At 63.0% G+C, this 17661-nt stretch carries 16 protein-coding genes and 1 pseudogene; 10 read left to right on the top strand and 7 right to left on the bottom strand.

Annotated features, from left to right (window positions below):
* Nucleotides 1–273 precede the first annotated feature (273 nt).
* From OKW27_RS05345 to OKW27_RS05325, 5 genes and pseudogenes are all read left to right on the top strand, one after another.
* A pseudogene (locus OKW27_RS05345) lies at nt 274–597 on the top strand (hypothetical protein); the annotation flags it as partial.
* Nucleotides 590–841 (top strand): helix-turn-helix transcriptional regulator, encoded by a 252-nt coding sequence (locus OKW27_RS05340; protein WP_429332765.1) that lies wholly within the window; start codon nt 590–592, stop codon nt 839–841. The pseudogene OKW27_RS05345 and the gene OKW27_RS05340, both read left to right, overlap by 8 nt.
* 149 nt (nt 842–990) lie before the next feature.
* Nucleotides 991–1476, top strand: coding sequence for an Hcp family type VI secretion system effector (locus OKW27_RS05335; RefSeq protein ID WP_090811148.1), 486 nt, complete (start codon nt 991–993; stop codon nt 1474–1476).
* 12 nt (nt 1477–1488) lie between these two features.
* On the top strand, nt 1489–2007 hold the full coding sequence (locus tag OKW27_RS05330) for a DUF2778 domain-containing protein (RefSeq protein ID WP_090811146.1): 519 nt from the start codon (nt 1489–1491) through the stop codon (nt 2005–2007).
* On the top strand, nt 1988–2248 hold the full coding sequence (locus tag OKW27_RS05325) for a hypothetical protein (RefSeq protein ID WP_187613508.1): 261 nt from the start codon (nt 1988–1990) through the stop codon (nt 2246–2248). Before OKW27_RS05330 ends, OKW27_RS05325 begins: the two co-directional genes overlap by 20 nt.
* Before the next feature lie 268 nt (nt 2249–2516).
* Here the strand turns inward: OKW27_RS05325 and OKW27_RS05320 are convergent, their stop codons facing one another.
* Nucleotides 2517–2780 carry a DUF1348 family protein gene (locus OKW27_RS05320; protein WP_429332764.1) on the bottom strand — a complete coding sequence of 88 codons (264 nt, stop codon included), beginning with the start codon at nt 2778–2780 and terminating at the stop codon, nt 2517–2519.
* A 91-nt stretch (nt 2781–2871) separates the two neighbouring features.
* Entirely contained in the window at nt 2872–3729 is an 858-nt protein-coding gene (locus OKW27_RS05315; protein WP_429332853.1) for an oxidoreductase, read from the bottom strand.
* Between the two features lie 115 nt (nt 3730–3844).
* Here OKW27_RS05315 and OKW27_RS05310 point away from each other — a divergent pair, with 115 nt between their 5' ends.
* Together OKW27_RS05310 and OKW27_RS05305 are read left to right on the top strand one after the other, a co-directional pair.
* The gene (locus tag OKW27_RS05310; RefSeq protein ID WP_429332763.1) at nt 3845–4819 is read left to right on the top strand and encodes a LysR family transcriptional regulator; all 975 of its coding nucleotides are present in this window, start codon (nt 3845–3847) and stop codon (nt 4817–4819) included.
* Between the two features lie 197 nt (nt 4820–5016).
* The gene (locus OKW27_RS05305; protein ID WP_429332762.1) at nt 5017–5874 is read left to right on the top strand and encodes an MBL fold metallo-hydrolase; all 858 of its coding nucleotides are present in this window, start codon (nt 5017–5019) and stop codon (nt 5872–5874) included.
* Between the two features lie 180 nt (nt 5875–6054).
* On the opposite strand, the gene OKW27_RS05300 is transcribed toward OKW27_RS05305, so the two are convergent.
* A complete protein-coding gene (locus OKW27_RS05300; protein WP_090811135.1) occupies nt 6055–6987 on the bottom strand; it encodes a LysR family transcriptional regulator in 933 nt (310 codons plus the stop codon).
* 189 nt (nt 6988–7176) lie between these two features.
* Between OKW27_RS05300 and OKW27_RS05295 the strand changes: the two genes are divergently transcribed.
* From OKW27_RS05295 to OKW27_RS05285, 3 genes are all read left to right on the top strand, one after another.
* The gene (locus tag OKW27_RS05295) at nt 7177–7977 is read left to right on the top strand and encodes a putative hydro-lyase (protein ID WP_279613305.1); all 801 of its coding nucleotides are present in this window, start codon (nt 7177–7179) and stop codon (nt 7975–7977) included.
* 149 nt (nt 7978–8126) lie between these two features.
* Nucleotides 8127–9434 carry an MFS transporter gene (locus OKW27_RS05290; RefSeq protein ID WP_429332761.1) on the top strand — a complete coding sequence of 436 codons (1308 nt, stop codon included), beginning with the start codon at nt 8127–8129 and terminating at the stop codon, nt 9432–9434.
* A 50-nt stretch (nt 9435–9484) separates the two neighbouring features.
* Nucleotides 9485–13117 carry a hydantoinase B/oxoprolinase family protein gene (locus OKW27_RS05285; protein WP_429332760.1) on the top strand — a complete coding sequence of 1211 codons (3633 nt, stop codon included), beginning with the start codon at nt 9485–9487 and terminating at the stop codon, nt 13115–13117.
* Nucleotides 13118–13263: 146 nt separating this feature from the next.
* Here the strand turns inward: OKW27_RS05285 and OKW27_RS05280 are convergent, their stop codons facing one another.
* The 4 genes from OKW27_RS05280 to OKW27_RS05265 all read right to left on the bottom strand — a co-directional run bounded on the left by OKW27_RS05280 (nt 13264) and on the right by OKW27_RS05265 (nt 17577).
* Complete coding sequence (locus tag OKW27_RS05280) at nt 13264–13599, bottom strand: helix-turn-helix domain-containing protein (RefSeq protein WP_409259726.1); 336 nt, start codon at nt 13597–13599, stop codon at nt 13264–13266.
* An 80-nt stretch (nt 13600–13679) separates the two neighbouring features.
* Nucleotides 13680–15635, bottom strand: coding sequence for an ABC transporter ATP-binding protein (locus tag OKW27_RS05275; RefSeq protein WP_429332759.1), 1956 nt, complete (start codon nt 15633–15635; stop codon nt 13680–13682).
* The gene (locus tag OKW27_RS05270) at nt 15635–16627 is read right to left on the bottom strand and encodes an ABC transporter permease (protein ID WP_090811125.1); all 993 of its coding nucleotides are present in this window, start codon (nt 16625–16627) and stop codon (nt 15635–15637) included. Before OKW27_RS05270 ends, OKW27_RS05275 begins: the two co-directional genes overlap by 1 nt.
* Nucleotides 16624–17577: an ABC transporter permease gene (locus OKW27_RS05265; RefSeq protein ID WP_026226132.1), complete on the bottom strand. Its 954-nt coding sequence runs from the start codon at nt 17575–17577 to the stop codon at nt 16624–16626. Before OKW27_RS05265 ends, OKW27_RS05270 begins: the two co-directional genes overlap by 4 nt.
* Nucleotides 17578–17661: the final 84 nt, after the last annotated feature.

Genomic DNA, 17661 nt, shown 5'->3' with positions numbered 1-17661 from the left:
ATCGCTTCTGTCGTAACGGCAGCCGCCCGAGCTAGCGGCTGCCCGCCTCGAGTTCCGTGAACGGCCCCGCCGGCGTGACTTCGAGAAGACGGAAACGATGTCCTCACGCCCCGTTCGACCTTCTCTGCAGGCGTTTCGATAACCACTCAAGATACCCACAGAAGCTGGGCACAAGCCTGTGGACAACAGGCTCATGACTCGCTCAACTCATTGAGCGCATTGGTTTTCACTCACTTGCTTCCGATAGGTCGGCTGCGTCGCGGCCACACGCGTGTCGGACGAGCCGCCGTCGCCGCGGCGGCGCTCTCGCTCACCTTCATCGTGCGCGGCGCGCTGCACGTACCGATTGAAGGATCGGTCGCGCTCTTTCTCGCTGGCGCGGCGCTGCACCTGTTCGCCACCACTTCGATGGGCATTTTCATGGCCACGCTCGCGCGCAGCATGCCGCAGTTCGTGCAGAACGTCATGCTCGCCGCGCCCACCACGCATTTCGTCGAGCTCGGCCAGGCCATACTCTTTCGTGGCGCGGGCATCGCCGTGGTCTGGCAACCCTTCCGGTGGCTCGCGGCGATAAGAGGTCATGCAGCGCATGAATGAGCGCCTGCTACGCCGCGCCGAGGTCAAGCAGCGTATCGGCCTGACCGGATCGACGATCTATCTGAAGATCGCGCAAGGCAAGTTCCGCAAACCTATCAAGGTCGGCGTGGCGGCGGTGCGCTGGCGTGAAAGCGAGGTCAATCAATGGATCGCAGGACATCCACCCGACCCGCATCGCGCGGGTCTTTTTTTGCCTGCGCGCTGCGCTCGATCAGATCGCAATCACACTTCCGATGTTTGTTAAATCACGTCAAAGTATTGACAGTGCATAGCATCCCCGTTGCAAATGCTTGCGTATCTGGGTAAAAGATTGTCCGTTCGTAGTGCATACCTTATTAAAAATGAGGTCGTAACCATGCAGCGCTCATTTGACCATTCAAGGAAAAATTCAAGATGCCAATTCCTGCCCATATGTGGCTGAAAGATGATGGCGGCGCAGACATCAAAGGCTCGTCAACCGTTCAGGATCGCGAGGGAAGTATTGAAATTATCGGCTTCAGCCACGGCGTGAATCTGCCGGTTGATGCGGCTAACGGCAAGATCACCGGCGCGCGTGCGCACTCGCCGATTGCGTTCGAAAAGGAGTTCGATGCGGCGACGCCTTATCTTTACAAGGCCGTGGCGAAGGGGCAAACGCTGCAGTCCGCCGAGATCAAGTGGTATCGCATCAACGATGCAGGCAAAGAGGAAGTCTATTTCATGATGACGATCGAAGGTGTGAAAGTGTGTGGCATCAACCCCGGCATGGCTAATACCAGGCTGGCGCAGGCATCCGCACTCAATCACGTTGAAGCGGTCTCCATGATGTACGACCGCATCACGTGGCATTACCTTGATGGCAATATCAAATACACCGATTCGTGGAATGAGCGCGGATAAGGGGGCGTGACAATGGCCTATCAGGGTAAGTTTTTGGTGAACAACGAGCAGTTTTCACCGCTCACAATTTTCGGTGTCGGCACGTTCGACGCGTATTCTGGAAACGGTCAATACCGCAATCGCGGTGGCTGCACGGCTGTGCCAAGTAACGGTCCAATCCCTACCGGAAAATACTGGATCGTAGACCGGCCCACTGGCGGTATCGGGTCTCAAGCTTGGGCTTCGATAAAGGACACAGTTAATTCAGCGATTGGGAGTGCGGTACATCATCGCGAATGGTTCGCACTGTATCGGGATGATGGACTTATTGACGACGTGACATGGATTGATGGTGTCAAGCGCGGACAATTCCGGTTGCATCCGGCAGGTGGCGAAGGTATTTCACTCGGCTGTATTACGCTTCCGAGCCGCACGGATTTTCTGAGAATCCGTAACGCGCTGCTGCACACCATGACCATTCCTGCCGGCAATTCGGGGCTTCGCGCCTACGGAACAATTGAGGTCATCACGTATGGCAACACTTGTCCGTAGGCTGTTCAAGGTGGCGCTATTTGTCGGCCTGTTCTGCCTTTCCGTGCCCTACGTCCACACATACCCTATACCGATGCCGGAAAGGCAGGCGCTTGCGTGGTTACACGCTGCAAATCGGCTTGGCATTCGCGACCCGGATGATTTATACATCCCGGTCATGCTGCTGGCTGATCTGCTTGTGGCGACGCTTGCCTATGTGGTGATCATGAGGCTATGGCGGCGCTATCAACGCAAAAACTAACAGGGTCGATGAGCGGCGATCAGGCCGAATTCATTCCTGCGCGGTCCCGTCCAGTCCGGCGCGTGATGATCGCGTTGCGGGGGTTAACTGGTGGGTCAGAAAGTGCGCGTTTGCTCAGAGCCAGGCGGGACAAGGCTTTGCACGGCGCGCGCGAATTTTGGTCTGGAAGGCGATCCCTTCGATGATCCCGGTGATATCCGCGATTCTGGTGGAACTCGTCCTGATCTCGCTCATCGTATCGACCAACGACGGTGCTCAGCGCAATTTTTCAAAGACCCAGCTCGCTCAGACCTGGGTGATCGTCGGGGCGGCGACCCAGCGGCGAATGGAACTTGCGATCGCTTGCCTTGATCGGCATGTCGTTGATACAGGCATACCGGTGGTGCATCAGACCATCAGGTCCAAACTCCCAGTTCCCGTTTCCGTGGGAGCGAAACCAATTACCAGCGTCTTCCGCAAGTCGAACCTTCTCGATTGCCGATTCAAGGGTGAACGGCGGGATGGGCGGGCGCACTTCAGCGTTTATGGACATCACAGACTCCCCTTATCCAGGCGGGATTGAGATAGAAATCGGCACTACTCAGCAGCGCAACCGCGCTACACGTTCGTCATCTCGAGAGAACTCAGTCTGAGAAATCGGTTGACGCCGACAGTGCCTTCCATGTTTCAGTTTCCGTAGCCACATAGGCGTTCTTTTCGGCTATCGCCTTCAGCGTGTCGGTTCCGAGCGGCAGACGCAGTGGCGGTCTCGGTACATCGACAAGCGTGACGAGGGCCTTCGCAAGCTTCTGCGGGTCGCCCGGCTGATTGTGATTCATTCCTTCAGCGAATCGACGCACGTTGCCCGACGTCTCGTCGTAGTCGTCGATGACCTCCTTGCCGACGACGAGCGACGACGCATCGAGGAAATCGGTACGGAAATAGCCGGGCTCAACGACGGTCGCGTGAATGCCGAGTGGCTTCAACTCCGCGTGGAGCGCTTCCGTAATGCCTTCGACGGCGAATTTCGTCGAGCAATACACCCCGAATCCCGCCGCCGAGCGATAGCCGCCGATCGAGGACACGTTGATCACATGGCCCGAGCGCTGTCCCCGCATCACTGGCAGCACCGCACGCGTGACATTGAGCAGTCCAAAAACGTTGGTGTCGTATATGCGACGCACGTCTGCGTCGGCCGATTCCTCTACGGCTGCGAGCAGTCCGAAGCCGGCGTTGTTGACCAACACGTCGATCCTGCCAAACTTTGCCAAAGCTGCCTGCGCGGCTCTTTTGGCCTGCTCCTCGTCAGTTACGTCGAGCGCGACCGGCAACAGCGCAGATGATTCGCCGAGACGCTCAATGATCGCCCGAACGTTGCGTCCCGCCGCAACCACTGCATTTCCGTCCGCCAGGGCCGCTTGTGCGATCAGTGCGCCTAACCCGCGTGAGGCGCCCGTAACGAACCAGACGCGCTTGAACTCGTGCTTCGTAGCGTTGCTCATGATTTGCTCCCGTTTCGTGGTGAACGTGAAGAGAAGCATAGGGCGCGCGATTAACAGCTACTAGGCATCGAATGCTAGACTCATAATCAACCAATATTTGCGAATGGACTCAGCCATGAATGAGGTCCGGGCGATTTCGGTGTTCGTCCGCGCAGCAACGCTCGGCAGCTTCCGTCGGGCAGCTGCGGACCTGGGCATCTCGCCGCAGGCCGCGAGCCACGCGGTCATGCAGCTCGAAAAGTCGCTTGGCGTCCGGCTGTTTCATCGGACAACGCGAAAGTTGAGTCTGACCGAAGAGGGGCAAAGACTATTGCAAGGTGTCGAGCCAGCGCTCGCTATGTTGTCGTCCGCGATTGACGATGCTCGCCGTTCAGGGGAAGAAGTTGCGGGGCCCCTACGGATAAGCGCTCCGACGGCACTCGGGCGAACGGCACTCTGGCCATCGATCCTTGAGTTTGCGGCGCTATACCCTGACGTGCAGATCGATATTCGCTTCGACGATCATTTCACGGACCTCGTCAGCGATCGCGCCGACGTCGGCTTGCGCGGCGGGTCCCCGCCGTCCGAGGGGGCGATTGCCAGGCGACTGCTACCGATTCAGTTGATCGTATGCGCGTCGCCAGCCTATCTCGAACGGTACGGCACGCCGAAAACCGTGGACGAGCTCGATGCGCATCGTTGTTCTGGATACCGGCGTGCGAACACCGGCAAGCAGGCGCCGTGGGAATTTATGGTGGGCGGGGAGATTGTGTATCGGGAGATGGCTGCTTCGGTCTGTTCGAACGATATCGACGCGGAAACCGAAGCGGTACTGGCCGGCGTGGCAATTGGGCAGCTTGGAAGTTTCTCGGCCGTCTCACACATCCGGGCTGGACGGCTCGTGCCTTTGCTCACTCAGCATTTGACCCAGCGCGAGTCGATTTACGTCTACTACCGTCGCCGGATGGAACAACCGCTGCGCGTGAGAACCTTCATCGACTTCATCGTTGCGCGCCTCGCGGACAACAGTCAATTTTTCCTCACAGCAGAGGAGTTGGTTACTTCGACGAGCAGAAGCGGCCGCGCCAGGAGCAGACGAAGTGCCGCGTAGGGGTGTCTGTTGCGGCAAGCGTAGCCAGCCGTGGTAAATCACTCCAAACGCAGACAAGGCTTCGTAGCGGGACAAGGGCGTGGCGAACGAGCCGTTTGCGCCTGTACATCAATGATCGTGTAACAATCCCTCCAACGACCGCGAGACGCCAGCGAGCGTCGAGCCGGCGGATGCGCACGTCAGCCCGGGAGCATCAGATGAAGCCCATACGTAATACCGACTCTGCTTCAGGAGAGTGGTACATCGACACTGCATGCATCAATTGCGGTGCATCTCGTCACGTCGCGCCTGGGCTGATTGTCGAGCGCAACGACAAGAGTGTCTTCGTTCGGCAGCCGGCCACACCGGAAGAGCAGCTTGATGCCTGGCGTGCGGTGCTCGTCTGCCCTACGGCGTCGGTACGCAGCGAAACGAAACAGCTTCGTCCTAACGCAGCGATCTTTCCGCAGCAGATCACATCGGGCGTGTGGCGCTGCGGATTCAACGCACGGTCGTCGTTTGGCGCACATTCTTATTTTGCCGCGCGTCCGGAAGGCAATCTGCTCATCGACTCTCCGCGCTATGCGGCGGAACTCGTGAAATGGTTTGACGGCGCTGGCGGTATTGCGCACATTCTGCTGTCGCATCGTGACGACGTCGCAGACGCGGACAAATACGCGCGTCAATTCGGCGCGCGCGTCTGGATTCACCGCGAGGATGTGTCGGCCGCCCCATATGCGACGGATCTGCTCGACGACGGTTCAGCACTGAACATTGCGGCCGGCGTGCGCGCGATCCCTGTACCCGGGCACACTCGGGGTAGCGTCGTGTACCAGCTCGATGATCGCGTGCTGTTCTCGGGGGATTCGCTTGCCTGGAGCCCACGCCAGCAGGACCTCGTCGCGTTCAGGGACGCGTGCTGGTACTCGTGGACAGCGCTCACCGAATCGCTCGGCAAGTTGGCCGCGTATCGCTTCGAATGGCTGCTTCCTGGTCACGGTTGGCACGCGCATTTGCAGGCTGCGGAAATGAATGCCCGCTTGCTCGCATTGGTTGCACGCATGCGAAAGGACTGAATTCGCTGTTTTTCGCTAAAACGCGTCGTCCTTGCCCCTGTGGAAACGCTTGAACTCGAACCGCACGTGCTAAACAATCGCCTCGACCAGGATCGACGAAGTCGTCAACGATCTGGAGCGCGGGGTCGAATGACTCTTTCTGGGTCGCTTGCCGCCTCCAGAGTCCGCAAGAGCCGGGCTCTATAGCCGCTCGATCAGGCGTCGGTCTCCCTGCTCGCAGTATTCATGACACGCCGCACGTGCCGCGTTCGCTGCGCCGTGCACGAAAAGCGGCGCATCCGCGCGTCGGGACATCGACACCACGATGGACGGCGGCGAGGGCTGCAGCGGCAGTTCGACCACCTCGCCTCGCGCGATCAGATCATCGACGAACAGACGCGGAATTGCCGCCACGCCGAAGCCGTCGCGCACGAGTTGCACGATCACCGAAATCGATGGCGAACCCGTAATGCGCGTATCCGCGAGCGGCACGCCGTTGGCGAGTGCGAGCTTGCTGACGATGTCCTCCAGCGCGCGATGAGGCGCCGTCCCGCGCCCGAATGTGAGGATCGGATGACGCAGCACGCGTTTCGCGAGTCCGCTGCGCGAAGACGGCAGCAGCCCCGCGCGCGCGATCCAGTGCACCGGATAGTTCGCGAGCGCATCGCAGACGATCGATTCCTCGTCGCTGCCTTCCACGCGAATGATGAGATCGAGTTCGCCCGCCATCAGACGCCGCTGCAGCACCACGCTCACGTCCACCGCAAGCTCCACTTCGAGCTGCGGATAGTCCTTCGAGAGCCGCCGCAGATAGTCGGCAAGCCAGCTATGCACGACCGTCTCGATCACGCCGAGTCGCAACTTGCCGCGCATCGCGCCTTCATGTGACGCGGCGGCCTGCAACTGGCGCGTCGCCTCGACCACGGCCTTCGCGTAGCCGAGCAGATATTCGCCGTTCGGCGTGAGCCGAAATTCGCGGCTCTCGCGATCGACGAGCACGGTATGCAATTCGTCTTCCAGTGCCTTCAGGCGCTGCGAGATCGCCGCCGGCGTGGCGTGAAGCGCGGTCGCCGTCGTGCGGAAACTGCGCAGCTTGGCAAGCGTGACGAAGGTTTCGAGGAAGCGCGTATTCATCAGTCAAAGGTGGGCAGTGCAACGGAAGCAAACCGCTCCAAAAATCTCAACGTGACTCGGGAAAACCCTCGATTCCATTAAGAAATTCTATTCATCTGGCGCAAAGAAAACTAGCTGGCGTCAAATTTTCTTCTTTTCTATGCTTGGCCTGACGGTAGGCAAGACGCATCGCCCACCGCAGACAATCCGATGCAACCGCCAGAGCACGCTAACACCATGACTCCATCCGAATTCCGCCAGGCCGTCCGTCACCGCGACTTCCGTGGCCCGACGGCCGGCCATTGCGGCGACTACGCGCAAGCCAATCTCGCGATCCTGCCCGCTGCGCACGCGCACGATTTCCTGCGCTTTTGCCATGCGAATCCGAAGCCATGTCCGCTGCTCGGCGTGGGCGAGCCTGGCGAGTTCCGCGTGCCGATGCTCGGGCGCGACATCGACATCCGCACCGACGTGCCCGCGTACAACGTATATCGCGACGGCAACCTGAGCGAGCGCGTCGAATCGATCGAAGCGCTCTGGCAGGACGATTTCGTCGTATTTGCAATTGGCTGTTCGTTCTCGTTCGAGCACATGCTCGCGAAGGAAGGCATCGGCCTGCGCCACGTCGAAGAAGGCCGCAACGTGCCGATGTACCGCACCAGCATCCCCAACCAGCGGGCGGGCGTGTTCGGCGGCGAACTCGTCGTGTCGATGCGGCCGCTGCGCGGCGCCGACGCGATCCGTGCCGTGCAGATCACGAGCCGCTTTCCGGGCGTGCATGGCGCGCCCGTGCATATTGGCGATCCAGCGGAACTCGGCATCGTCGATCTCGCGCGCCCCGAGTTCGGCGACCCGGTGACGATCCGCGCGGGCGAACTGCCTGTCTACTGGGCTTGCGGCGTGACGCCGCAAACGGCACTGATGGCCGCGAAGCTGCCACTCGCGATTGCGCACGCGCCGGGCCACATGCTGATGACGGATATCACTAACGCGTCGCTGGCTATTTTCTGACCGTCCCGGCGGCGCGCGGCGCCGTCGTGCAACAAGCGATTCACAGCACCATGAAGCCATCGGGCCGCGCGGCCCGGAGGGAATGACGCATCCCTACGTTCGTGCGTGGCTTCGATCGTTTCCCATGCGTCTATCCATAGGAGCAGCAGATGGACAGCAAGACACTCACGGCGAGCGTCGACGATGCCGCCGACATGAAGTCAAGAACGGGAAGCCCGCAGCTTTCCTGGTATGCCGAAGCCGGTCCGCACGCGCGTCGCGCGTTCTGGAGTTGCAAGGTCGGCTACATGCTCGACGGCATGGACACGCAGATGCTTTCCTTCGTCATCCCGACGCTCGTCGCTACCTGGGGCATCTCGCTCGCGGACGCCGGCTTCATCGGCACGTTGACGCTGCTGTCCTCTGCGCTCGGCGGCTGGATTGCCGGCATTCTTTCCGATCGCATCGGCCGGGTGCGCACGTTGCAGCTCACCGTCTTGTGGTTCGCCGTGTTCACCGGCCTATGCGGCCTCGCGCAGAACTACGGCCAGTTGCTCGCGGCTCGCGCGTTGATGGGCTTCGGCTTCGGCGGCGAGTGGACGGCGGGCGCGGTGCTGATCGGCGAGGTGATCCGCGCGCGCGACCGCGGCAAAGCGGTCGGTCTCGTGCAGTCGGGCTGGGCGCTCGGCTGGGGCGTGGCGGCCCTGCTCTATGCGGTGCTGTTCTCCGTGATGGCGCCTGAAATCGCGTGGCGCGCATTGTTCCTGATCGGACTCGTGCCTGCCCTGCTCGTGCTCGCGATCCGCCGCTATGTGAAGGAACCTGAAGTATTCGAACAGGCCAGGGTTCAGCAGTACGACACTCAGGACACGCCGCGCTTCACTGAGATCTTCTCTCCCAAGCTGCTTTCGACGACATTGCGCGCCGCACTGCTTACGACGGGCGCACAGGGCGGCTACTACGCGATCACGACGTGGCTGCCGACTTTCCTCAAGACCGAACGTCATCTCACGGTAATGGGCACGGGCGGCTATCTGGCGATGATCATCGCGGGCTCGTACGCGGGCTATCTGTGCAGCGCGTGGCTCACGGACCGCATCGGCCGCAAGCCAAACTTCATTTTGTTCGCGCTGGGCTCGATGGCGATTGCCTTCGCGTATACCTCGTTGCCGCTCACGAATGCATCGATGCTATGGCTCGGCTTTCCGCTCGGCTTTTTCGCGTCGGGCATTTTTTCCGGCATGGGCGCGTTTCTCACCGAACTGTTTCCGACCCGTGTGCGCGGCTCGGGCCAGGGGTTTTGCTACAACGTCGGCCGCGCGATCGGGGCGCTGTTTCCGGTGCTGATCGGCGTGCTGTCGAGCCGCTTCGGCCTGGGCACGAGCATCGGGATTTTCGCCGTGGCCGCGTATGGCGTACTGATCATCGCCGCGCTTACGCTGCCCGAGACGCGCGGTCGCGAACTCGAATCGGCCTGATTTTCACCTTGCGCACACCACTACCACTTTCGCATCACGACCACGACACCATGAAGCACGATCACGCCTCCGATGTTTGCACGCCGTCCCGCTGGCAGTTCTGGATCGACCGCGGCGGCACGTTCACCGATATCATTGCGCGCCGCCCGGATGGCACGCTCACCACGCACAAGCTGCTTTCCGAACACCCGGAGCAGTATCGCGATGCGGCTGTCGCCGGGATTCGCCATGTGCTTGGCCTGCGAGCCGGAGAACCCATTACGTCGCGCGACGTCGAGATGGTCAAAATGGGCACGACGGTCGCGACCAACGCGCTGCTCGAACGCAAGGGCGAGCCGGTAGCGCTCGTCACCACGCGAGGCTTGCGCGATGTGTTGCGGATCGCGTATCAGAACCGCCCCCGCCTGTTCGATCTCGACATCGCGTTGCCGGAAGCGCTCTATGAGAGCGTGGTGGAAATCGACGAACGCATGAGCGCGCAAGGCGAAGTGGTCGCGACGCTCGATCACGCGGCAGCGGAGCGCGCACTGCGCGAGGTCTACCACAAGGGCATCCGCGCGCTCGCAATCGTGCTGATCCACGGTTATCGCCACACGTCGCATGAAAGCGAGCTTGCGGATCTGGCGCGCCGAATCGGCTTCACGCAGATCTCGGTTTCCCACGAAGTCTCGCCGCTGATGAAGATGGTCTCGCGCGGCGATACGACCGTGGTGGATGCCTATCTGTCGCCCATCCTGCGCCGATATGTGGACCAGGTCGCCAGCGAAATGCCGGGCGTGAACCTGCAGTTCATGCAAAGCAGCGGCGGACTGACACGCGCCGATGTATTTCAGGGCAAAGATGCGATTCTCTCCGGCCCGGCGGGCGGTATCGTCGGCATGGTGCGCGCGGCACAGGCAGCGGGCTTCGAGCGCGTGATCGGCTTCGACATGGGCGGCACGTCGACGGACGTCTCGCACTTCAACGGCGAGTTCGAGCGCGTATTCGAAACGCAGGTGGCAGGCGTGCGGATGCGCGCGCCGATGATGAGCATCCATACCGTGGCGGCAGGTGGCGGCTCGGTGCTCGGCTTCGACGGCGCCCGGCTGCGTGTCGGCCCCGACTCGGCGGGCGCCAATCCGGGTCCGGCGGCGTACCGGCGCGGCGGCCCGCTCGCGGTCACCGACTGCAACGTGATGCTCGGCAAGATTCAGCCCGACTATTTCCCGCGCGTCTTCGGTCCGAACGCGAACGAGTCGCTCGATCGCGAGGTCGTCGCTGAACGCTTTCGGGCACTCGCCGATGAAATCTTCGCGGCTACGGGTCAGCGTCGCACACCAGAAGAGCTCGCTGAAGGTTTCCTGGAGATCGCCATTGGCAGCATGGCTAACGCGATCAAGAAAATTTCAGTGCAACGCGGCCACGACGTCTCGCAGTATGTGCTGACGACTTTCGGCGGCGCGGGCGGCCAGCATGCGTGCGGTGTGGCCGACGCGCTCGGCATGACGCGGGTGTTCGCGCATCCGCTTGCCGGTGTGCTCTCCGCTTACGGCATGGGCCTCGCGGATCAGACGGCGATGCGCGAGCGAGCGCTCGAAATCTCGCTCGACGACTCATCGCTTGCGACGCTGGAAGCCGCGCTCGATGCGCTCGCGGCCGATGCAACCGGCGCACTGCTCGAACAGGGCGTGGACGCCGCGCGTATCACGACTGAGCGACGTGTCCATCTGCGCTATCAGGGCACCGATTCATCGCTCGCAGTGCCAGCGGGCAGCGTCGATGCGATGCGCGCCGCTTTCGAAGCTGCGTATCGTCAACGCTATGCGTTCCTGATGGCAGATACGCCGCTCATCGCGGAACTGGCTTGCGTCGAAGCGATCGGCCATGCCGACGCGCCAGTCGATGCCGGCAGCCTGCCGCAGCGCGCGGCAGGCGACGCGCCCCATGCGCAGTCGGTTGTGCGCATGTATTCGAGCGGTAGCTGGCACGACGCATCGCTCTACCAGCGCGAAACGCTGTGCGCAGGCGACACGCTCGACGGCCCGGCGATCATCGCCGAAAAGAACGGCACGACCGTGGTCGAGCCGGGATGGCAGGCGGTGCTGACCGTTCAAGGCAACGTGGTGATGACCCGCGTGCAACCGCTGCCCACACGCCGCTCGATCGGCACCGAGGCCGACCCCGTGCGCCTCGAAATATTCAACAATCTGTTCATGTCGATTGCCGAGCAGATGGGATTGCGTCTGCAAAACACGGCGTATTCGGTGAACATCAAGGAGCGCCTCGACTTCTCGTGCGCGATCTTCGATGCCGCGGGCAATCTGATTGCGAACGCGCCGCACATGCCCGTGCATCTGGGATCGATGGGCGAGAGCATCAAGACCGTCATCGAGCGAAATCGCGGCGCGATGCGCGACGGCGATGTGTTCATGCTCAACGACCCGTATCACGGCGGCACACATTTGCCCGACGTGACCGTCATCACGCCCGTGTTCGCAGACGGTTCGGCCGAGCCGCTCTTCTACGTCGGCTCGCGCGGCCACCATGCGGATATCGGCGGAATCACACCCGGTTCGATGCCAGCCGCTTCGTCGCATATCGAAGAAGAAGGCGTATTGGTCGATAACTGGCAGCTTGTTTCAGCGGGCGTGCTGCGCGACGCCGAAACACGCGCGCTGCTCGCATCGGGCCGCTATCCGGCACGCAACGTCGCACAGAACATGGCCGATCTGCGCGCGCAGATCGCCGCGAACCAGAAGGGCGTGGACGAGCTGCGCCGCATGGTCGCGCAATTCGGCCGCGACGTGGTGCTCGCCTTCATGCAGCACGTGCAGGACAATGCCGAAGAAGCGGTGCGCCGCGTGATCGGCGCCCTCAAGGACGGCGCGTACCGTTACGAACTCGATAACGGCGCGGTGATCGACGTCGCGATTCGCGTCGATGCTGCGACGCGCAGTGCGACCGTGGACTTCAGCGGAACGTCCGTGCAACTGCCGAACAACTTCAACGCGCCGAAGGCGGTCTGCATGGCAGCCGTGCTGTACGTGTTCCGCACGCTCGTCGGCGACGACATCCCGCTCAACGCGGGTTGCCTGAAGCCCCTCTCGGTGATCGTCCCGGACCGCTCGATGCTCAATCCGGTTTATCCGGCAGCGGTGGTCTCGGGCAACGTGGAGACATCGTCCGCGATTACGAATGCGCTCTATGGTGCGCTGGGCATCGTCGCGTCCAGTCAGGGCACGATGAACAACTTCACGTTCGGCGACGCGCGCTACCAGTACTACGAGACGATCGCAGGCGGCAGCGGCGCGGGCGATGGCTTCTGCGGCGTCGACGCGGTACAGACGCACATGACCAACTCGCGCCTGACCGATCCCGAAGTGCTCGAATGGCGCTATCCCGTGCGGCTCGAGTCGCACCTGATCCGCGCGGAGTCGGGCGGCGCGGGACGCTGGCGCGGCGGTAACGGCGCGATCCGCCGCATCCGCTTTCTCGCGCCGATGACCGCGTCGATTCTCTCGAACAACCGCATTCACGCGCCTTTCGGCGCGGCAGGTGGACGCGCGGGAAGGCGGGGCAGCAATCGCGTCGAGCGCGCGGACGGCGAGATCGTCGCATTGGGCCATATCGCCAGCGTCGAGATGGCCGCGGGCGACGTGTTCGTGGTGGAAACGCCGGGTGGCGGGGGTTTCGGGGAACCGTAATGCTTCATGGACTGCGGATGTTCAATGCCGGACAGCGGCGTCGGCTCGCCGATGCCGAGCAGGTTGCCCACGCTATCCCGGAACCAGGCAGCTCTTTCGCCTACCCCACTGCAACGCGTCCAGCTCATCTCCATCGGCCCCTCGCTTCATCTGAATGCGCTGCCCGATTCTGGCGAAGCAACGAAATGCCCCGGCGTCACGCCGACCGCGCGCCGAAAGTGTCGGCCAAGATGACTTTGATCGAAAAATCCGACTTCGGCAGCGACCTCACAGGGCGGGACGCCGTCACGCAATAGCCGTTTAGCGTGCTGAATTCGCACCAGACACACATAGCGATGAGGCGAAATACCCACCTCTTTGCGAAACAGGGTGGCGAAGCGCGAAACACTCAACCCGGCGGTGCCGGCGAGCGTCGCGAGGCTGACGGGCTGCGCGAACGAACTCTCGATAAAAGCCACGGCCCGCCTGATCGCGCGCGACATCGCCACGGTCCTGTCGCCTGCGCAGTCGTAGAAGACTCCGGTCATGTTCTATCCCCTCGCGCTACGTTTTCCTAGCGGCATCAGACCCGCACCGTGCCAGACTGCGCGAGCACGCTCGCCGCAGCAGCACCGTCGGGCGGCCCGCTCTGGTATCGCTCCAGTTCCGCTTCGCTGCGATGGCACAGCACCTGCGCGCCGCTCGCGAGCGTGCGCACGCTCGGCGACGTGCGATTGCAGACACCGTCGATGCGCATCGGGCATCGCGCGAGAAATGTGCAAAGCTCCGGCTCATGAGTCGACTCACCGATCGGCGGCAACGTCTGATGACAACGCTCGCCCGCTTCTTCGAGCCAGCCGGCGCGAAGCTCCGGCGCCGACGACACGAGCAGATGCGAATACGGGTGATATGGCGGCGCCGACAACGCGTCGCGGTTGCCCGTCTCGACGCGGTGCCCAGCGTACAGCACGACGATGTCGTCGCTGATCGCACGCACCTTGGCGATGTCGTGCGTGATGAACAGATATGACACGCCGAGCTTCTTTTGCAGATCGCGCAACAGCTCGAGAATGGCAGCGCCGACCACCGTATCGAGCGCGGACGTGACTTCGTCGCACAGGATCAACTTCGGTTCGGCGGCCAGCGCCCGCGCGAGATTCACGCGCTGTTTCTGCCCGCCCGACAGCTCTCCGGTGCGCCGCTGCGCCAGCTCGACAGGCAGGCGCACCAGGCCGAGCAGTTCGGCGACGCGGCGCCGCGCGGCCTCGCCCTTCATGCCGTGATAGAACTTCAGCGGACGCGCCAGCGTGCGCTCGACGGTGTGCGTCGGATTCAGCGCGGTGTCGGCGTTCTGGAACACGATCTGGATACAGCGAAACTGTTCGCGGCTGCGGCGGCTGAGGTTGGCGGCGAGCGGCTCACCGTCGAGCAGCAGATTGCCGCGCGCCATCGGCACGAGCCCGGCGATCACCTTCGCGAGCGTCGTCTTGCCCGAACCGGATTCGCCGATCACGCCTACCGTCTGCCCACGATCGATCACGAGGTCCACGTCGCGCAGAATGACCTTGTGCGGCCAGCCCTTCGCGTCGGTGCGGCCGTAGCCGGCCGTCAGACCGCGCAGTTCGAGCAGCGGCGTGTTCGGCTGGGCTGCGTCGGGAGCCGCCGAGGTGGAGGCAGCCGGGGCGATGGGCGTCACGGCAGCAATCAGGCTCTGCGTGTACGGGTGCGCCGGCGCATGCAGAATCTGTTCAGTGCGGCCCGTTTCGCGGATTTCACCATTGCTTAGCACGACGATGCGATCCGCCATCTGCGCGACCACCGCCAGATCGTGCGATACGTAGACGGCCGTCATTCCGCATTGGCGGATCACGCTGCGAAACGCTTGCAGCACGTCGATCTGCGTGGTGACGTCGAGCGCCGTGGTCGGTTCATCGAGGATCACGAGTTCGGGGTCGGTGATCAGCGCCATCGCCGCCATCAGCCGCTGCAACTGGCCGCCCGACACCTGGTGCGGGTAGCGCCGGCCGATCGTCTCCGGCTCCGGCAGCGCGAGCGCGCGGAACAGTTCGACCGCTTTGGCCCGCGCGGCGCGCTTGCTGAGCGTGCCGTGAATCAGCGCGCTTTCGATCACCTGGTCCATGATTGGGCGCGCCGGGTTGAACGCCGCGGCCGCGCTTTGCGCGATGTAGGCAACCTTGCGGCCACGCAATCCCGCGAGCGCTTTCGGCGAGAGCCCGAGCACGTCGGTGTCGCCCACCCGGATCGCGCCGCCCGCGATGCGGCAGCCGCTGCGTGCATGGCCCATCAGCGACAGTGCGATCGTGGTTTTGCCCGAGCCCGACTCGCCGATCAATGCGAGCACCTCGCCGCGCGCAATTTCGAAGTCGATGTCATGCACGATCGTCGTATCCGGCTCGCCGGGCCGGCTTCCCACCACGCGCAGCCCCCGTACCTCGACCAGATTCGACGGGGGTAGCGGCGCGGTCCTCGAGACGGCCTCAAAGGCCGCGTGAGCACGTCTGAAAAAGGGTGCCTTCATCAGTGGCCTCCATCGGCATCAGGCATGCCCTTGCGGCGGCCATGATGCGGCAGTCCGTCGATCAGCAGGTTCACGCCGACCGTGAGGATCGCGATTGCGATCGCGGGCAGGATCACGACCGGCACGCCTTCACCGAGGCCGGCGATGTTCTCGCGTACCAGCGAACCGAGATCGGCATACGGCGGCTGCACGCCGAGACCGAGAAAGCTCAGGCTGCTCAATAGCAGCACGACGAAAGTGAAGCGCAGTCCGGTGTCGGCGAGTATCGGATGAATCATGTTCGGCAGCATCTCGAAGCACGCGATGTAGAGCGCGCTTTCGCCGCGCGCCCGCGCGACCTGCACGTATTCGAGCGTGCCGATATTGACCGCCAGCGAGCGGGCGATCCGGTACGAGCCCGGCATGTAGCTGATCGCCGCGGTCACGATCAGCAACGGCAGTGACGAGCCGAACGCGGCGACGATCATCAGCGCGAACATCTTCGACGGGATCGACGTCACCGCATCGAGCAGCCGGCTCATGGTTTCGTCGATCCGGCGGCCGGCCACGGCCGCCAGCAGTCCCAGCATGGTCCCCGTGAGCGCCGCGAGCAGCGCCGCCGCCAGCGCGAGCACGACCGTCAGGCGCATCCCGTAGATGATGCGGGTCAACATGTCGCGACCCAGGTAGTCGGAGCCGAACGGCAGCTTCGCGCTGAAGCCCGCGAAGACGTCAGGCGTGAGGATCGCGCCGATCGAATGCGGCGCGAGCCACGGTGCGAACGCCGCGACGAACAACGCGCAACTGACCATCGCCAGGCCGATCCAGCCGCCGGTCGACAGGTTCATGCGTTGCGCGAGGCTGCGGCGGCGCACCGGTCGAGGCGCCGGGCCTCCGCCGCCGCCCCAGGACCGCGCGGGATCGGCGCCCTCCGGCATCATGCTGCTGCGTTGCACCGGTTCGAGCGCACCGAGCCGGTGAGGCGCATCGGAAGAAGGTCGAAGAATCGTCATGTCCGCAGCCTCGGGTTCGAGATGATGGCGCACAGGTCGGCTAGCAGCACGAGCAGCAGATAGCCGAGGCAGAACAGCAGCGTGCAGGCCTGTACGAGCGGGAAGTCGCGGTTGCTGACCGCGTCGACCATCAGGCTGGCGAGGCCCGGGTAGTTGAAGATGGTCTCGACGACGATCACGCCGCCAAGCAGATAAGACAGGCTCAGCGCGATTGCATTGGCGATCGGGCCGATCGCATTCGGCAGTGCGTGGCGCAGTACCACGCGGGCGGGGCTCGCGCCCTTGAGCATCGCCATTTCCACATACGAAGAACTGAGTTGCTCGATCACCGCGGCGCGTGTCATGCGGGCCATCTGCGCGATCACGACCGCGCACAGCGTGACGACCGGCATCGCATACGCGCGCAGAAAGTCGTGCAGGCTCTCGATCTCACCGCTGTACGACAGCGCCGACAGCCAGTGCAGCTTGACGGCCAGCACCAGCACCGCCAGCGTCGCGATCAGGAACTCGGGCGTGGCGACCAGCGACAGCGTACCGAGGCTCACGATCCGATCGATCAGCGAGTCGCGCTTGACTGCCGCAAGAATGCCCGCCGACACCGCGATCGGCACCGACACCCCGGTGGTGATCGCCGCGAGGGTCAGCGACTTCGGCAGGCGCCCTTCGATCATCTCGGACACCGGCAGATTGCTCGACAGCGACACGCCAAAGTTCGCGTGCAGCAGACCGACGAGCCAATGGAAGTACCGCAGGTATGCCGGCTGGTCGAGGCCGAACTGCAGCCGCAGCGCCGCGACCGTATCCGCCGTCGCCGACTGGCCGAGTGCGGCCTGCGCGGCATCGCCCGGCAACAGGTTGGTGATCACGAAGATGATGATCGAGACAATCAGCAGCGTCAGCGCAGTGACGGCGACGCGCCGGCCGATCAACTGGGCGATATTCCCGTTCATGGGCATGAGCTCCTCGGTTAGGCTGCGCGACACGGCGAGTCATACATGAGCCGTGCCGCTCGGGCGCGCTGCGGCTGCCTGCCG

The sequence above is a fragment of the Paraburkholderia sp. 35.1 genome (genome assembly GCF_050436525.1).
GTDB classification, from domain to species: domain Bacteria; phylum Pseudomonadota; class Gammaproteobacteria; order Burkholderiales; family Burkholderiaceae; genus Paraburkholderia; species Paraburkholderia tuberum.
Note: the sequence above shows the minus strand (reverse complement) of the source record. Positions and strands in the feature narration are given on the sequence as shown.

Excerpts from the sequence above, each read along its gene's own strand:
- OKW27_RS05340 (WP_429332765.1), top strand. The coding sequence starts at position 590 with ATGAATGAGCGCCTGCTACGCCGCGCCGAGGTCAAGCAGCGTATCGGC.
- OKW27_RS05335 (WP_090811148.1), top strand. The coding sequence starts at position 991 with ATGCCAATTCCTGCCCATATGTGGCTGAAAGATGATGGCGGCGCAGAC.
- OKW27_RS05330 (WP_090811146.1), top strand. The coding sequence starts at position 1,489 with ATGGCCTATCAGGGTAAGTTTTTGGTGAACAACGAGCAGTTTTCACCG.
- OKW27_RS05325 (WP_187613508.1), top strand. The coding sequence starts at position 1,988 with ATGGCAACACTTGTCCGTAGGCTGTTCAAGGTGGCGCTATTTGTCGGC.
- OKW27_RS05320 (WP_429332764.1), bottom strand. The coding sequence starts at position 2,780 with ATGTCCATAAACGCTGAAGTGCGCCCGCCCATCCCGCCGTTCACCCTT.
- OKW27_RS05315 (WP_429332853.1), bottom strand. The coding sequence starts at position 3,729 with ATGAGCAACGCTACGAAGCACGAGTTCAAGCGCGTCTGGTTCGTTACG.
- OKW27_RS05310 (WP_429332763.1), top strand. The coding sequence starts at position 3,845 with ATGAATGAGGTCCGGGCGATTTCGGTGTTCGTCCGCGCAGCAACGCTC.
- OKW27_RS05305 (WP_429332762.1), top strand. The coding sequence starts at position 5,017 with ATGAAGCCCATACGTAATACCGACTCTGCTTCAGGAGAGTGGTACATC.
- OKW27_RS05300 (WP_090811135.1), bottom strand. The coding sequence starts at position 6,987 with ATGAATACGCGCTTCCTCGAAACCTTCGTCACGCTTGCCAAGCTGCGC.
- OKW27_RS05295 (WP_279613305.1), top strand. The coding sequence starts at position 7,177 with ATGCAACCGCCAGAGCACGCTAACACCATGACTCCATCCGAATTCCGC.
- OKW27_RS05290 (WP_429332761.1), top strand. The coding sequence starts at position 8,127 with ATGGACAGCAAGACACTCACGGCGAGCGTCGACGATGCCGCCGACATG.
- OKW27_RS05285 (WP_429332760.1), top strand. The coding sequence starts at position 9,485 with ATGAAGCACGATCACGCCTCCGATGTTTGCACGCCGTCCCGCTGGCAG.
- OKW27_RS05280 (WP_409259726.1), bottom strand. The coding sequence starts at position 13,599 with ATGTCGCGCGCGATCAGGCGGGCCGTGGCTTTTATCGAGAGTTCGTTC.
- OKW27_RS05275 (WP_429332759.1), bottom strand. The coding sequence starts at position 15,635 with ATGAAGGCACCCTTTTTCAGACGTGCTCACGCGGCCTTTGAGGCCGTC.
- OKW27_RS05270 (WP_090811125.1), bottom strand. The coding sequence starts at position 16,627 with ATGACGATTCTTCGACCTTCTTCCGATGCGCCTCACCGGCTCGGTGCG.
- OKW27_RS05265 (WP_026226132.1), bottom strand. The coding sequence starts at position 17,577 with ATGAACGGGAATATCGCCCAGTTGATCGGCCGGCGCGTCGCCGTCACT.